Source organism: Agromyces selenitireducens, from assembly GCF_052748465.2.
This window is the reverse complement of record NZ_CM188259.1, coordinates 3,202,922-3,216,862: the sequence shown is the minus strand read 5'-3', so window position 1 is coordinate 3,216,862 and position 13,941 is coordinate 3,202,922. Positions and strand designations below refer to the sequence as shown.

At 71.0% G+C, this 13,941-nt stretch carries 13 protein-coding genes; 9 read left to right on the top strand and 4 right to left on the bottom strand.

The genetic code is table 11. The annotated features are described in order from the left end of the window. Positions 1–369 precede the first annotated feature (369 nt). Positions 370–774, bottom strand: a complete 405-nt coding sequence (locus ACULK4_RS15075) for a MerR family transcriptional regulator (protein ID WP_445966398.1) — start codon at positions 772–774, stop codon at positions 370–372. Between the two features lie 55 nt (positions 775–829). Between ACULK4_RS15075 and ACULK4_RS15070 the strand changes: the two genes are divergently transcribed. Then, complete coding sequence (locus ACULK4_RS15070) at positions 830–2,185, top strand: MFS transporter (protein WP_445966397.1); 1,356 nt, start codon at positions 830–832, stop codon at positions 2,183–2,185. Here the strand turns inward: ACULK4_RS15070 and ppk2 are convergent. Next, positions 2,143–2,958 (bottom strand): polyphosphate kinase 2, encoded by an 816-nt coding sequence (gene ppk2, locus ACULK4_RS15065; protein WP_445966396.1) that lies wholly within the window; start codon positions 2,956–2,958, stop codon positions 2,143–2,145. The two genes, ACULK4_RS15070 and ppk2, sit on opposite strands and share 43 nt — an antisense overlap. A 181-nt stretch (positions 2,959–3,139) precedes the next feature. Here ppk2 and ACULK4_RS15060 point away from each other — a divergent pair, with 181 nt between their 5' ends. Beyond that, positions 3,140–3,571, top strand: a complete 432-nt coding sequence (locus ACULK4_RS15060) for a DUF1761 domain-containing protein (RefSeq protein ID WP_445966395.1) — start codon at positions 3,140–3,142, stop codon at positions 3,569–3,571. A gap of 30 nt (positions 3,572–3,601) precedes the next feature. On the opposite strand, the gene ACULK4_RS15055 is transcribed toward ACULK4_RS15060, so the two are convergent. Continuing rightward, complete coding sequence (locus ACULK4_RS15055) at positions 3,602–3,976, bottom strand: hypothetical protein (RefSeq protein ID WP_445966394.1); 375 nt, start codon at positions 3,974–3,976, stop codon at positions 3,602–3,604. A gap of 14 nt (positions 3,977–3,990) precedes the next feature. Then, a complete protein-coding gene (locus tag ACULK4_RS15050) occupies positions 3,991–4,497 on the bottom strand; it encodes a hypothetical protein (RefSeq protein WP_445966393.1) in 507 nt (168 codons plus the stop codon). Between the two features lie 414 nt (positions 4,498–4,911). Here ACULK4_RS15050 and ACULK4_RS15045 point away from each other — a divergent pair, with 414 nt between their 5' ends. The 7 genes from ACULK4_RS15045 to ACULK4_RS15015 all read left to right on the top strand — a co-directional run bounded on the left by ACULK4_RS15045 (position 4,912) and on the right by ACULK4_RS15015 (position 13,898). Next, positions 4,912–6,654 carry a hypothetical protein gene (locus ACULK4_RS15045; protein WP_445966392.1) on the top strand — a complete coding sequence of 581 codons (1,743 nt, stop codon included), beginning with the start codon at positions 4,912–4,914 and terminating at the stop codon, positions 6,652–6,654. 326 nt (positions 6,655–6,980) lie between these two features. Continuing rightward, complete coding sequence (locus tag ACULK4_RS15040; RefSeq protein ID WP_445966391.1) at positions 6,981–8,303, top strand: ABC transporter substrate-binding protein; 1,323 nt, start codon at positions 6,981–6,983, stop codon at positions 8,301–8,303. 184 nt (positions 8,304–8,487) lie between these two features. Continuing rightward, positions 8,488–9,372: a carbohydrate ABC transporter permease gene (locus ACULK4_RS15035; protein ID WP_445966547.1), complete on the top strand. Its 885-nt coding sequence runs from the start codon at positions 8,488–8,490 to the stop codon at positions 9,370–9,372. After that, positions 9,369–10,208, top strand: coding sequence for a carbohydrate ABC transporter permease (locus ACULK4_RS15030; protein WP_445966390.1), 840 nt, complete (start codon positions 9,369–9,371; stop codon positions 10,206–10,208). Before ACULK4_RS15035 ends, ACULK4_RS15030 begins: the two co-directional genes overlap by 4 nt. A 26-nt stretch (positions 10,209–10,234) precedes the next feature. Further along, positions 10,235–11,650 carry a NosD domain-containing protein gene (locus ACULK4_RS15025; protein ID WP_445966546.1) on the top strand — a complete coding sequence of 472 codons (1,416 nt, stop codon included), beginning with the start codon at positions 10,235–10,237 and terminating at the stop codon, positions 11,648–11,650. A 104-nt stretch (positions 11,651–11,754) separates the two neighbouring features. Then, positions 11,755–12,816: a LacI family DNA-binding transcriptional regulator gene (locus ACULK4_RS15020; protein WP_445966389.1), complete on the top strand. Its 1,062-nt coding sequence runs from the start codon at positions 11,755–11,757 to the stop codon at positions 12,814–12,816. Positions 12,817–12,896: 80 nt separating this feature from the next. Next, the gene (locus ACULK4_RS15015; RefSeq protein WP_445966388.1) at positions 12,897–13,898 is read left to right on the top strand and encodes a glycoside hydrolase family protein; all 1,002 of its coding nucleotides are present in this window, start codon (positions 12,897–12,899) and stop codon (positions 13,896–13,898) included. The last annotated feature ends 43 nt before the right edge of the window (positions 13,899–13,941 follow it).

Below are 13,941 nucleotides of genomic sequence, written 5' to 3'. Positions count from 1 at the left end.
CCCCGCATCTGCCCGAGCGGTTCGCAGCCCCGCTACTTGCACGTTGGTGAAGATCGTGTCCTCGTAATCCCAGCTCGGCGCGGTCGGCATCGTGAGCGAGAGGTCCTTCGATCAGGCACCGGGCGTTCCCCGACAGGGGCACTTTGTCGGCACGCATGCGGCTCCATGAAGCCGACGCTCACTCCGCGCGGCGTGCCCCGCAGTGCCAGCACGTGCCGCCCTCGACGAGCGCCCCGCACTGGGAGCAGGTGGCGGCGAGCCAGCACACGTCGCCGGTCGCCGCGTCGTGGTCGCGTTCCGGCTGCGGGTCGGTTGCGGATGCCGCGCGGTGTTCGTCGCCCCGTCCATCCTGCTCGCCGGCCCGGCGACTCATTCGCGCGCGGCCGTGCGCTCGGAGAGCACGGCGGCGTGCTCGGTGCGTGCGAGGTAGTCGCGGATGGTGTCGCGGCTGCGGGTGAGGCAGGCGATCCGGTCCTCGATGCCGTCGAGCTCGTGCGCGAGCATGTCGGCGACGGTGCGCGGGCAACTCGGGCGCTGCTCGGCGGCGGCGTCCTCGAGGTCGAGCAGCTCCTTGACCAGGCGCGTCGGCAGCCCCGACTGCACGAGTCCGGCGATGCGCCGTACGCGCTCGACGTGCTCCTCGCCGTAGCTGCGGTAGCCGTTCGCCTGCCGGCTCGAGGCGAGCAGTGACTGCTGCTCGTAGTACCGGACGAGGCGGGGCGAGACGCCCGCGCGGTTCGCGAGTTCGCCGATCTTCACGGGTGCCTCCGGCATCCGTTTATGACAAGGCTTGACATTGACATCAATGTCAGAGTCTAGCGTCGAGATCATGAGCGACACCACCCCTCGGACGACGACTCTCCGAACCGGTTCGGCCGGCAGCGCCGGCGTCCCGGCGGACGCGACCGGCCGCCTGCCGTGGCTCTCCCTCCTCGTGCTCGGCGGCGCCACCTTCACCATGGTCACCGCGGAGATGCTGCCGGCCGCCGTGCTCCCGCAGATGAGCGCGGGGCTCGGCGTGAGCGAGCCGCAGGTCGGCCTGCTCGTGTCGGTGTGGGCCGCGGTCGTCGTGATCGGCAGCTTCCCGCTCGTGCGACTGACGCGGCGCTTCGATCGCCGCGCCGTCATCGCCGGGAGCCTCGTCCTGCTCGCCGCCTCGGCCGCGCTGACCGCCATCGCGCCCGATTACCCCGCCGCTGTCGCCGCGCGCCTGCTCGGTGCGCTCGCGGTCGGCCTGCTGTGGGCGACGACGAACGCGTTCACGGCGGATCTCGTCTCGGACCGCAACCTCGCGCGCGCCGTCGCCGTGGTGCTCGGCGGTGCCACGCTCGGCACCGTGCTCGGCATCCCCGCGGGCAGCGTCGTCGCGGACGCGATCGGCTGGCGGGCGGCCTTCGGCGGGCTCGCGGCGCTCGCGCTCGTCGCGGCGGTGCTCGTGCGCGTCGTCGTGCGGACGCCCGGCGCGGGCGGTTCGGGCGGCGTGAGTGGTGCGGGTGCTGCGGGTGCTGCGAGTGGTGCCTCGCCGGTGCGGTCGGGTGAAACGGATGCCGCTGACGCTGACGCTGGCGCACGCACGGCGGCGGGGCGCGGCATCCGCCGACTGATCGTCGTGACGATGCTCGTCGCGCTGCTGCTCGTCGGCCATTTCGGAACGTTCACGTTCATCACGCGCCTCGTCGAGTCGCCCGCCGGTGCCGTTCCGGGCGGGGTGGGCACGATGCTGTTCGTGTTCGGCCTCGCCTCGGCGGCGGGCGTCGTGCTCGCGGGGCGGTTCGGCGACCGCACCGAACCGGCGCTGCTGGTGAGCGCGGTCATGACCGGCGCGGCGGTGCTCGCACTCTCGTTCGTCGACGTGCATCCCGCGCTCGGCGTCACCGTGCTCGTGGCGTGGGCGGTCGCGTCGGGCGCCGTGCCGGCGCTCGCCCAGACCCTGATCCTCCGGCTGGCGGGGCCGGCGCATCGCGGCTTCGCGGGCGCGCTCATCCCGGTGCTGTTCAACCTCGGCATCGCGGTCGGCGCGGCGCTCGCGTCGCTCGTCGTCGGTGGGGCGGGCGTTGCGGCGCTGCCGCCGCTCGCCGCGGCGGTCATCGGGGCGGCGGGGGTCGGGCTGTGGTTCGGTGTTCGGTCGCGTCGGCGGGGTGTTCAGTCCGACGCGCCTTCCCGCCGCACCACCTCCGCCGCATAGTCCGGCACCGAGTTCGTCCACGCCCGCGGCGGCCGCTCGTACCCGCCGGCGGGCGGCCGGGGCGGGATCTCGATCCGATCCCACGGCACCTTCTCCCAGGGCACCTTCGACAGCAGGTGGGCGATCATGTTGATCCGCGACGCCCGCTTGTCGTCGCTCTCGACCTCGTACCAGGGTGCCTCGGCGATGTCGGTGTGCAGCATCATCGTGTCCTTCGCCCGCGAGTACTCCTCCCACTTCGTGATGGAGCTCAGGTCGGTGCCGCTGAGCTTCCACCGCCGCATCGGGTCCTCGAGCCGCGACCTGAAGCGCTCCTCCTGCACGACGTCCGACACGCTGAACCAGTACTTCAGCAGGATGATCCCGTCCTCCACGAGCATCCGCTCGAAGATCGGCGCTTGGTGCAGGAACCGCTGGTACTCCTCGTTCGTGCAGTACCCCATGACCCGTTCGACCCCGGCGCGGTTGTACCAGGAGCGGTCCATGAGCACGATCTCGCCCGCCGCCGGCAGGTGGGACGCGTACCGCTGGAAGTACCAGCGCGTCTTGTCGCGCGCGCTCGGCGTCGGCAGCGCGACGATGCGCGTGACGCGCGGGTTCAGGTACTCCATCACCCGCTTGATCGCGGATCCCTTGCCCGCGGCATCCCGCCCCTCGAAGATCACCACGAGCCGCGCGCCCGACTGCTGCACCCAGGCCTGCATGTCCACGAGGCTCGCCTGCAGTGCCTTGAGTTCGCGCTCGTACAGCGCCTTCGGCATCCGTTTGCTCATCCGGCACCCCTGCACCGAGCCTAGAGAACGGATGCCGCGTGCGGGGCTTCATCGCACCGCGGCATCCGTCATCGTCGGATGCCGTGCGCGGTGCTCGCCGCGCGCACCACGGCAGGAGTACGCTCGCGCGCAGCGGCATCGCCCCGTGGCGGGCGGCCGCGGACGCGGTGAGGAGGCGGAGATGGTCCCCGAGATCAACTACTGGGCGGTGCTGCTGGCGACGTTGTCGAGCATGCTCGTCGGCACGATCTGGTACACGCCGAAGGTGTTCGGCACCCGGTGGTCGAAGCTCGCGAACGTCGACATGGATCGCCCGGCCGCGAGCGCGGTGGGACCGATCATCGTGACGGTGCTCGTGAGCTTCGTCACGGCGTGGGTGCTCGCAGGCGCCTCGACGATCGCGTGGCACTTCTACGGCGGCGGCTACCTGTTCGCGGCGCTCTTCACGGCGCTGATCCTGTGGGCGGGCTTCACGGCGGCGCGGTTCATCACCCACGACGCGTTCGAGGGACGCCCGTCGACGCTCACGATCATCAACATCGCGCACGAGCTCGTGACGGTCGTCGTCATGGCCATCATCATCGGCGTGTGGCCGCCGGCCGGCACGGTCTGACCGCGGCTCCACGCAGGTCGTGAACTGGCGTCACGACGGCCGGATCTCGTCCGTCCCGTCGGTGTCCACGACGTCGATGGTGCCGTCCGCGCCGGCGTGCGAGATGTCGAAGGTCACGGAGCGGCGGGCCCTGAACAGCGGCTCGGCGTAGTCCAGCAGGTCTGCAAAGCCCTCCGGGGTCCGCGGGAACTCGTGGTCGACGCCGAGCACCTCGAAGTAGGGTCGGGCGTCCCGCCATGCCGTCCGCGCGTCGAGCGACTCGTCGATGGACGCGGCATCCCACCACTCGAGCAGCGCCGGCGCGATCGACGGGTCGCCCGGTGCACCGGGCCGGACGCCGATGACGTCGCAGATGCAGGGCCGCGGTGGGTGGTGGCAGTACGCGTTGCGGGGATCGTGCGGCATCACGCGGCTCCGAATCAGGTCGACGGGATGAGGAGGGCGGCCACGAGGCTCGCGGCACCGCCGGCGATGGCGGCGAGGAGGAGCGCGTACCCGATGCGCACCCAGAGGTCGCGCGACGAGTTCTCGCGGTCGATGCTCTCGGTGACGGCGGCCTTCGTCTCCAGGAGGAGATCCTCGAGGTCCGGCACGGTCTGCGCCGGCACGTTCGTGGCGAGGGACCGTTCGACGAGGTCGCGGACCTTGAGCTTCAGGCTCGACCGGGGGAACAGGGAGACGACGGCGGCGGCGACGGCGCCCAGCGCGAGCACCAGGGCGGCGGCCGGCAGCACGCCGAAGGGTTGCCCGATCAGGTCGACCGCCCAGCTGCCGGCGATGAGCCCGGCGCCGACGAGCAGCAGCGAGGCTTTCGTCATCGTCGAATTGAGCCGTCCGGCGGCGATCTCGCGCTGCTTGTCGGCCTCATCGCTCAGCAGCGCGATGCGCGCACGACGATCGCGCTCGTTGCGTCTGCGATCCCACATCGTGGCCCCCCATCGGGATCGATGCGGCCATTCTGCCAGCGCGCCCTCCCGCCCGACAATGGCGTCGGCGGATGCCCGCGGGCCGCGAGGAGCGCGAGCCGCCCGCACGGGATGTCCTCGACGACCGCGCCCCATTCGGCGCAGATCGCGGCGACCCGGCAGAGACGTCGCCGCTCGCACCATCCTGATCTCAACCGGTTCCGGATGGCGCGTCGCGATCCGTCACGTGCCCATTGCGACGGTTCGCCGCGCGATACCGCCCACCCCGCGGCGGGCTCGGGCGCCGGGCCGTGCAGGGTTCCGTGCCCGATCGGGCAGGGTCCGCGCCCCTCCGGAGGGCGTGCCGTAGCGTCGACCGAGGAGGTCGGTCGAGGCCACCGCGCGTTCGCCGGTGCACCGGAGTCGGCCGACCGCATGACGATGCGGCATCGGACGATCGGCGAAGCGGCGCAGGACGACGACGGACTGCAGCGCATCGGGAGCGGCGGACCGCGGGGGCCGGCGAGGCACGCGGACGCGGGCGACCCGACCCGAGCGGGCATGCCGTTGACGCTCGTCGAGGTGCAGCGTCTGGCCGGCAACCGGGCGGCCGCCGCTTTGGTCGCATCCGATGCTCCACTGGGACTCGTGCCCGTGCAGCGCCAGGCGCCCGCGGCAGCACCGCCGCAGCCGGCGCCGGCACCGGTCCCGGCACCGGCGCCGGTCCCCGCACCCGTTCAAGCCCCTGCCCAGCAGACCGCACAGGCACCCGCGACGCAGCCGGCAACCGCCGGCGGGGCGCCGGCTCAAGGGCAGCTCGTCACCGCTCCCGTCGACGTCGACACCGCAGACGTGCCGTATCCGCCCGTGCGGCCCAGCATCCAGGTCACCCGCGGCACGCCCGTGGTCGTGCCGGGCGCCGCACCGCCCGCAGCCGAGACCGCGCCCGTCCATGGCATCGACACGACGGTCGAGTTCTGGGGCGTCGCCGGAGTCGCCCCATACGTCGACCAACTCGTCGACGGATGGCGCACGCGCCTCGCCGCGCAGGGGCAGCCCATCGACGTCGCGGCCACACGTGCCTCGTTCGTCACCGACTTCGATGAGACGATGCAGGGCTGGTTCGCGCGCAGCAGCTTCGGTGTGCCGTGGTCGGGCGTCGAAGCGGCGGCCCTCCGACAACTGAACCGCGAGCGCGCGCGGATCACGCGTGCCGTCGCGCGCAAGCGGATCGTCGAGAACGGCCGCCGGCGTCAGCTCACGGCCGCGGAGCGCCCCGCCCACGTCGAGGCCGAGCTGGTGGTGTTCCGCACGTTCCTCGTCGACCGCATGGTCGCGCACCTCACCGAGGGCGCGTGGGGCTGGATGACCGAGCGGCGGGAGCACCTCGACTTCGTGACCGTCCAGCAGCGCGGGGTGCGCGCCCTCCGTGGGTTCGCGCCGGGCGCGCTTCCGAACGTGGACGCGGTGACGCTGGTGCGCGAGCAGCTCGCTGCACGCGGACGGTCGCTCACGGATACCGAGCGAGCACGCGCGGTCGCGCAGGCCCAGTCGGCACTGCGCCGTCGAACGCGCGACCCGAACGCGACGCTCGACGAGGCAGGTCAGGAAAAGGCGATCGCGGATGCCGAGACTCGGAGATTCGGTGGAAGCGCGGCCGTCGGGGCCGCCGTGCGCGCCGCGGCGATCCGGATCGAGGAGGGCGATTGGGTCGACGTGCACGAGCCGGACGCGAACGGCCGGCCCGCGTGGGGACCGGTCTGGAACTCGAGGAGCCTCGGGGTCATGCCGGTCACCGCGATCTTCGTGCTGTGGCTCATGGATCAGTACGGCACCGGCTTCACTGCGAGCAACTACGCCGGTCATGGCGGCGGAAGCTTCGCCGGCCGCGGTCGCTCCCTCGACCTCACGATTCCCCAGCGTCGAGCCGACGGGTTCTTCGACGCGGCCCAGGCGATCACGTTCGCCCTCGCGATCGACCGGGCGGCGTCAGCGGTCGGCGCCGAATGGCGCGTGCTGTACGACGACTTCTCAGTCGCCCGAGCCGTGAACGAGCGGCTGGGACAGCGGAGGATCATCGAGGTCGCCAACACGAGCCGCAATCGCGCGGGCGCGGTCACGAACATCAACTGGCACGGACCGCTCGTGAACCACTTCCATCTCGACCTCGCGTTCTGAGCGGGTGCAGGCGAACGCCGCGGGAGGAGGCGGCCATGACCCAGCGGCTCTCGAGCGTGCCGGTGCGCGGATGCGGTGCGCCGGTACGCGCGGACGGCCTGGCTGGGGGCAGCGGCGAGACGCTCGCGCCCCATGTTCGGGCCTGTCGGCCCCACGAAGCCGCGCGGGATGTGCCAAACGCCCCGTGCGGGATTTTGGCATCGGCGAAAGGTTGACGCATGGGATCTGCGCGCCGTACCGTGTTGGTCAAACGTTTTGGCAAAACGTTTAGGCACCTCCACGACATTCCCCACCCACGAACCACAGACATGAATGGAGCCGAAGTGATGGAGCTTCGCACCCGCACCACTGCGTCCGCCACGCGCGTTCGTCTCACCCTCTCGGTCGCGGCCATGAGCGCCGCAGCCCTCGTCCTCTCCGGCTGCGGCGTCGGCGGCGGCGAGGCCCCGTCGGGCGCCGACGAGCTCACGGTCCTCGTCGAGGGCGGCGGCCTCGCCGAGCTCGAGCCCGTGGCCGAGGCCTACGAGGAGGAGACGGGCACGACCGTGACCCTCGTCGAACTGCCGTACGCCGGTCTCTACGACCGCATCTCGTCGGAGCTCTCCTCGGGCCAGGTGTCGTTCGACGTCGCCGCGCTCGACGCGATCTGGCTGAGCGCCTTCGCCGACGGCGTCACGCCGCTCGACGACCTGTTCACCGATGAGGTGCAGGCCGACCTGTTCCCCGGACTGATCAGCGAGGCCCAGGTCGACGGCTCCTTCGTGGGCATGCCGGTCTGGACCAACTCCGAGATCCTCTTCTATCGCACCGACCTCTTCGAGGACCCCGCCGAGCAGGCGGCATTCCAGGAGCAGTACGGATACGAGCTCGCGCCGCCCACCACGTGGGAGGAGTACCGCGACGCGGCGGAGTTCTTCACCCGCGACACCGACGGCGACGGCCAGGTCGACCTCTACGGCACCGACGTGAAGGGCGCCGTCGAGACCGAGTGGCTCGCGACCGTGTCCCAGGCCGGCGAGGAGCACATGGTCCTCGACGCCGAGTCGGGTGAGGTGACGATCGACGACGCCGAGCACCTCGAGGCGCTCGACTACTACACGAGCCTGCTGCCCTACGCTCCCTCAGGAGCCGCGCAGCTCGACTGGGCCGGCGCGCAGAACCTCTTCTACCAGGGCCAGCTCGCCATGATGCGGTTCTGGGGCCACGCCTACACCGGAACGCCCGAGGACTCGGTCGTGAAGGACAGCATCGGCGCCGCGCCGATGATCGGCGGACCCGGCGGTGTCGCCGGGGTGCCCGGCGCCTGGTACCTGTCGGTCCCGACCGCGACCGACAAGCAGGAGGAGGCCAAGGACTTCATCGCCTTCGCCTACGAGAACAACGAGCTCTCGATGGACTCGTGGCTCGGTCTGGCGGCACGCATCTCCGCATTCGAGTCCAAGCAGGGCGAGGAGGGCAAGGAGCACTACGCCGCCCTGCTCGAGACGCTCAACGCCCCGCAGACGCTCGCCCGCCCGGCGACGCCGAAGTGGCAGGAGATCGTCGACACCGTGCTCACGCCGATGCTGCAGAAGGCGGTGGAGCCGGGCGCCGACAACGCTGCGCTCCTCGCCGAGGCGAAGGCCCAGATCGAGGCGATCGTCGAGTAGACCGATGCGCACCACGATCAGCACCTCATCGGCCGGGGCGGCGCACGCCGCCCCGGCCCCGGGCCAGGGTTCGCCGGGTGCGACGGATGCCGCGGCATCCGCCACCACCGCCCCGCCCGGAAGCACGACGCCCAACGATCCGCCGAGGGTCGCCGCCCTGCGACCGCGCCGTCGCCCGACCGGGATGAGCGACCGCCGCTTCGCGCTCCTACTCATGCTCCCCGCCGCGATCTTCCTCGCAGTGTTCGTCGGCTGGCCGCTCGTGAAGTTCGTCGCCGACAGCTTCTTCGAGATCTCGCCGATCGCCGGCGGTCCGCGCGAGTTCGTCGGCTTCGACAACTACGCGACGGCGTTCGGGTCCGAGGCGTTCCAGGGTGCCGCCTGGCGCACGGTCGTCTACACGCTGATCGTGGTCACGGCCGAGTTCGTGCTCGGACTCGCCGTGGCACTGCTCTTCACCGCGCTGGGCCGCCGGTCCAACGTCTTCCGCACCCTCTTCATGTACCCGCTCATGATCGCGCCGGTGGTGGCGGGCCTGCTGTGGCGCTTCCTGCTGATCGACAACTTCGGCATCGTCAACCAGCTGCTCTTCGAGTGGGGCGTCATCTCGAGCCCCGGGCAGATCCAGTGGCTGAGCGACCCCGACATCGCGCTGTTCTCAGTCGCGCTGCCCGACATCTGGCTGACGACGTCGTTCATCACGCTCGTGCTGTTCGCCGGCCTGCAGAACATCCCCGGCGACGTGGTCGAGGCCGCGCGGATCGACGGCGCGAACTACTGGCGCCTGCTCACGAGCGTCATCATCCCGCTGCTGCGCCCGGTGATCGCCGTCGCGCTCATCGTGCGCGGCATCGACGCGGCTCGCGCATTCGACATCATCCTGATCCAGACGGATGGCGGGCCGCAGGGCTCCACCACCACGCTGAGCCTGCTCATCTACCGAACGCTCACCCGCTTCGGCGACCCGGGCCTCGCGAGCGCGATGGGCACCGTGTACCTCATCGCGATGCTGGCGGTCTCGATCGTCGCCATCGCCCTGATCTGGCGACCCGGAGGGAACGCACGATGAACCCCCTCGAGACCCGCGGCCGCATGAGCCGCGTCATCCTCTGGGCACTGCTCGCCCTCGCGATCGTGCTCTACGGCTTCCCGTTCGCCTACCTCCTCCTCACTTCCTTCAAGACGCCGCTCGACGCGATCGCCGTGCCGCCCACGGTGCTGCCCGACGTGTGGACGCTCGAGAACTACGTCTCGGCGCTCAGCCGCCAGGGCGTGCCCGCGGCGCTCGTCAACAGCGTCATCACGGCGGTGATCTCGACCGTGCTCTCGCTGGTGCTCGCGGTGCCGGCGGCCTACGCCATCACGCGGTACCGCACCCCGAGCGGGCGCGTGTTCATCGTCGCGGCGCTCGTCACCCGCATGGTGCCGACGATCGCGGTCGGCGCCCCGCTCGTCGAGGTGATGCGCAATCTGGGCCTCACCGACACGTCCCTCGGGCTGGCCATCGCGCACACGACGATCTCGCTGCCGCTGTCGATCTGGCTCATGGCGAGCTTCTTCGAGGCGGTGCCCGACGAGCTCGACGAGGCCGCCAAGGTCGACGGATGCTCCCGGCTGCAGGCGCTCTGGCGGGTCGTGATCCCCGTCGTCACGGGCGGCCTGGCCGTGACGGCGATCTTCGCCTTCCTCGCCTCGTGGAACGAGTTCCTGTTCGCGCTGCTGCTCACGAGCGTCCGCGCGCAGACCACACCGATCGTCATCGCGAACTTCCAGACCCAGTTCGGGCTCGACTGGGGCGGGATGACGGCGCTCGCCGCGGTCTACTCCGTCCCCGTCATCCTGCTCACCCTGCTGCTCCAGCGGCACATCGTCGCCGGGCTCACGCTCGGCGCCGTCAAGGGGTGAGGAACGTGACCCGAACGGAGAACCCCATGCCCGGCAACAACACCTACGACGTCACGACCTGGCCCCACGGCGACCCCTACGAGGACGTCGGCGAGGTGATCAACAGCATCATCGCGGACGTCAAGGCACGCCAAGCCGGTTCCGACGCGAACGGCGGTGGAAAGCCGGGCGCCGTGATCCACATTCCGCCCGGGGACTACCGCCTTCGCACGCAGGTGCTGATCGACATCAGCTTCCTGCGGATTCAGGGCTTCGGGCACGGTTTCGCCTCGTCGAGCATCCGGTTCAACGTGCCGGAAGCGGAATGGCCCGGTCTGCACGAGTTGTGGCCCGGGGGGAGTCGCATCATCGTCGACCTTCCCGCCGGCGAGATCCAGGACGAGTCCGAGCGCGCCGCATTCCGCGTGGCGCGCACCGGCAGCCCTCGGATCAGTTCGGTGGAGTTCGCCGACTTCTGCATCGACGGGCTGCATTTCACCTCAGACGGCTCGGAGGACAACGGCTCGGAGGGCAACCCCGAGAACTCCTACGCGAACGGCAAGACCGGCATCTTCGTCTCGGATGCGAACGACTCGCTGCGCATCACCGGCATGGGCTTCGTCTACCTCGAGCACGCGCTCACGATCCACAACGCCGACGCGCTCTCCGTTCACGACAACTTCATCGCGGAATGCGGGTCCTGCATCGAGCTGCGAGGCTGGGGTCAGGCGTCGAAGATCACCGACAACCTGATCGGAGCCGGCCCCCACGGCCGCTCGATCTATGCCGAGCACCACGGCGGTCTGCTCATCACGGCGAACAACATCTTCCCCCGCGGTGCGAGCAGCATCCACCTGCACGGGGTCACGCGTTCGAGCGTGACCAACAACCGCCTGCACTCGTTCTACCCGGGGATGCTGGTCCTCGCGGCGAACAGCTCGGAGAACCTCGTGGCATCGAACCACCTCCTCCGCGACCATGAGCCCTGGACGCCCTTCCTGGGGATCGACAACGGGCTGGACGACCGCTTCGGCCTGCTCAGCATCAGCGGCAGCAACAACTCCGTGATCGGCAACCACTTCTCCGAGGTCGTCGAATCGCGCCGCATCCGGCCGAGCGGCGCGACCCCAGTGATCATCCGACTGGTCGCCGGCAACGGCAACCACGTCGCCAACAACCACGTGGTGGCGATGGATGTCACCGCCACGTCCAGTGACTCGTGCTTCGAGGCGCAGGTCGATGCCCTCCTGGCGACGGAGGCGTCGCAGGCGCTGGACGTGACCGCCGTCATGGTGGATGCCGCAGCGGTACGGAACACGATCCTCGACTCCGGCCGCGACGACCAGGTCGTGGTGGACACGGAGCTGAACGCCTTCCGGGCGACCCCATCCGTGGGAGACGACACGCATACGCGCTCTTCTCGGGTCCAGCACGCAATCGGGACCGCAGCCGGTGACGGGTGAGCCCGTCGTCGAGCGCCGTCCGCGGCGCGGCGTCGGCGATGACGGGGCCCGAGGCGGTCCGAGATGGTACGAAGGGAGGCGGTGAGATGAGGACGGGGAGACGGATGCCTCGCAAGAAGGTCGGCATACGCGACGTCGCGGCGGCCGCCGGTGTCTCGGTCACGACCGTCTCGCACGTGCTCAACGACACGCCCCACACGCGCACCAGCGACGAGACCAAGTCGCGCGTGCGTGAGGCCGCGTCCCGGCTCGGCTACCAGCCGAACCGGCTCGCACGCGGCCTCCGCACGCAGGCGTCGGGAATGGTCGGGCTGCTGACCGAGGAGATCGCGACCACTCCGCACGCGGGTCGCATCATCCTCGGTGCGCAGGAGGAGGCGAGCCGCCACAACCTCACCCTCGCGATCATCAACTCGACCCTGCGGCACGACGCCGACATCGAGCCGTCCGAGGTGCAGGCGTTCCTCGACCGGCAGGTCGACGGGATCATCTACGCGACCGTCTTCCACGACGAGGTCGTGCCGCCCGACCAGATGCACGCGGTCGCCTCCGTGCTGATCGGTGCTCGCGACCGCGACGGGGAGGTGCCGTCGGTCATGCCCGACGAACGCGCCGGCGCGGCATCCGTCATCGACCTGCTGGTGGGACTCGGCCACCGCCGGATCGCGTTCGCCGCGAGCTCGGTCGACGTGCCCGCCACGCGCGGACGCCTGCGAGGGTACCGCGACGGCATGGCCGCGGCGGGCCTCGACCCGGATGCGTTCGTCGTCGAGGCGGTCTCGGAGGCAGCCGGCGGGTACGAGGCGACGATGGCGCTGCTCGACCACGGGCAGTCGCCCGGTGAGCGCCCGACGGCCGTGTTCTGCTACAACGACCGCATGGCGATGGGCGCCTACCGGGCGGCCGCCGAACTCGGCCTCTCGATTCCGACGGATGTCTCGATCGTCGGGTTCGACGACCAGGATCCGATCCCCGGGAGCCTGTTCCCGCCGCTGTCGACCGTCGCCCTGCCGCATTACGAGATGGGCGCGTGGGCGGTCGAGACGCTGGCGGCCATGATCGAGGGCCGCGAGAGCCGCGAGCACCACGATCGGCTCGAGCCGACGCCCCTCCTGCTCAGGTGCCCGATCGTCGAGCGCGGCTCGATCGCCCCACCCGCTCGCTGACCCGCAACTCCTCCGGCCGCCGACGAGGCGCAACGTCGCTGCTCGTCGCCGTTCCCTGCACACGAAAGGCCCTTCCGCTCATGCTTCGACTCGCCGCATCCTGGGTGTGGGACTTCTGGCTCGCCGACGACGGCGACCGGTTCCACCTGTTCTTCCTGAAGGCCTCGCGGGCGCTGCACGATCCCGACCGGCGCCACTGGCGCGCGACGATCGGGCACGCCGTCTCGACCGACCTCGTCGAATGGACGGAGGTCGCCGACGCGGTCGTCCCGTCGGATCCCCCCGCCTTCGACGACCTCGCGACGTGGACCGGCTCGGTCGTGCGCGCCGACGACGGCACGTGGCGCATGTTCTACACGGGTGTCGACCGGGCCGGCGGTGGTCTCGTGCAGCGCATCGGCGTCGCGGCATCCGACGACCTGATGACCTGGTCGACGACCGGCCGGGCGATCGTCGAGCCCGACTCGCGGTGGTACGAGCGACTCGCGGACGGCGCGTGGCCCGACGAGGCGTGGCGCGATCCGTGGGTGTTCCGCGACCCGTCGGGCGAGGGGTGGCGGATGCTGCTGACCGCGCGCGCGAACGTGGGCGAGCCGTCGTCGCGGGGTGTCGTGGGCACGGCGTGGTCGCCCGACCTCGAGGAGTGGCGCGTCGAGCCGCCGCGGTCGACGGTCGGATCGGGGTTCGGGCAGCTCGAGGTGCTGCAGCTCGAGCAGGTCGACGGGCGCTGGGTGCTGCTCTTCTCGTGCCTCGGCACCGAGCTGTCGGCCGAGCGCCGGGCGGCGGGGGAGCGTGGTGGAATCTGGGCGGTGAACGTCGACGACCCGGCCGGGCCGTTCGACATCGCCGGCGCGTACCGGGTCGCCGACGAGGAGCTCTACGTCGGTCGACTCGTGCGCGACCGGGCCGGTCGGTGGCTGCTCATGGCCTTCCGCAACACGACCCCGGAGGGTGTCTGGGTCGGCGAGATCACCGACCCCATGCCGGTCGCGTGGGTCGACGGGCGGTTGACGCTGACGACGGATGCCGCGGGGGCGCTCGGCCCGGCCGCGCCGGCTGCCGGGATGATCGCCGATGCCTGAGCGGTCGGGCGCGCGGCGATCGCGGAAGGTCGCGCGGCACGTT

What these genes read in the sequence shown, in the direction of transcription:
- ACULK4_RS15070 (WP_445966397.1), top strand. Translation starts at nt 830, where the DNA reads ATGAGCGACACCACCCCTCGGACGACGACTCTCCGAACCGGTTCGGCC.
- ppk2 (WP_445966396.1), bottom strand. Translation starts at nt 2,958, where the DNA reads ATGAGCAAACGGATGCCGAAGGCGCTGTACGAGCGCGAACTCAAGGCA.
- ACULK4_RS15025 (WP_445966546.1), top strand. Translation starts at nt 10,235, where the DNA reads ATGCCCGGCAACAACACCTACGACGTCACGACCTGGCCCCACGGCGAC.
- ACULK4_RS15040 (WP_445966391.1), top strand. Translation starts at nt 6,981, where the DNA reads ATGGAGCTTCGCACCCGCACCACTGCGTCCGCCACGCGCGTTCGTCTC.
- ACULK4_RS15060 (WP_445966395.1), top strand. Translation starts at nt 3,140, where the DNA reads ATGGTCCCCGAGATCAACTACTGGGCGGTGCTGCTGGCGACGTTGTCG.
- ACULK4_RS15075 (WP_445966398.1), bottom strand. Translation starts at nt 774, where the DNA reads ATGCCGGAGGCACCCGTGAAGATCGGCGAACTCGCGAACCGCGCGGGC.
- ACULK4_RS15035 (WP_445966547.1), top strand. Translation starts at nt 8,488, where the DNA reads ATGAGCGACCGCCGCTTCGCGCTCCTACTCATGCTCCCCGCCGCGATC.
- ACULK4_RS15045 (WP_445966392.1), top strand. Translation starts at nt 4,912, where the DNA reads ATGACGATGCGGCATCGGACGATCGGCGAAGCGGCGCAGGACGACGAC.
- ACULK4_RS15015 (WP_445966388.1), top strand. Translation starts at nt 12,897, where the DNA reads ATGCTTCGACTCGCCGCATCCTGGGTGTGGGACTTCTGGCTCGCCGAC.
- ACULK4_RS15030 (WP_445966390.1), top strand. Translation starts at nt 9,369, where the DNA reads ATGAACCCCCTCGAGACCCGCGGCCGCATGAGCCGCGTCATCCTCTGG.
- ACULK4_RS15020 (WP_445966389.1), top strand. Translation starts at nt 11,755, where the DNA reads ATGCCTCGCAAGAAGGTCGGCATACGCGACGTCGCGGCGGCCGCCGGT.
- ACULK4_RS15050 (WP_445966393.1), bottom strand. Translation starts at nt 4,497, where the DNA reads ATGTGGGATCGCAGACGCAACGAGCGCGATCGTCGTGCGCGCATCGCG.
- ACULK4_RS15055 (WP_445966394.1), bottom strand. Translation starts at nt 3,976, where the DNA reads ATGCCGCACGATCCCCGCAACGCGTACTGCCACCACCCACCGCGGCCC.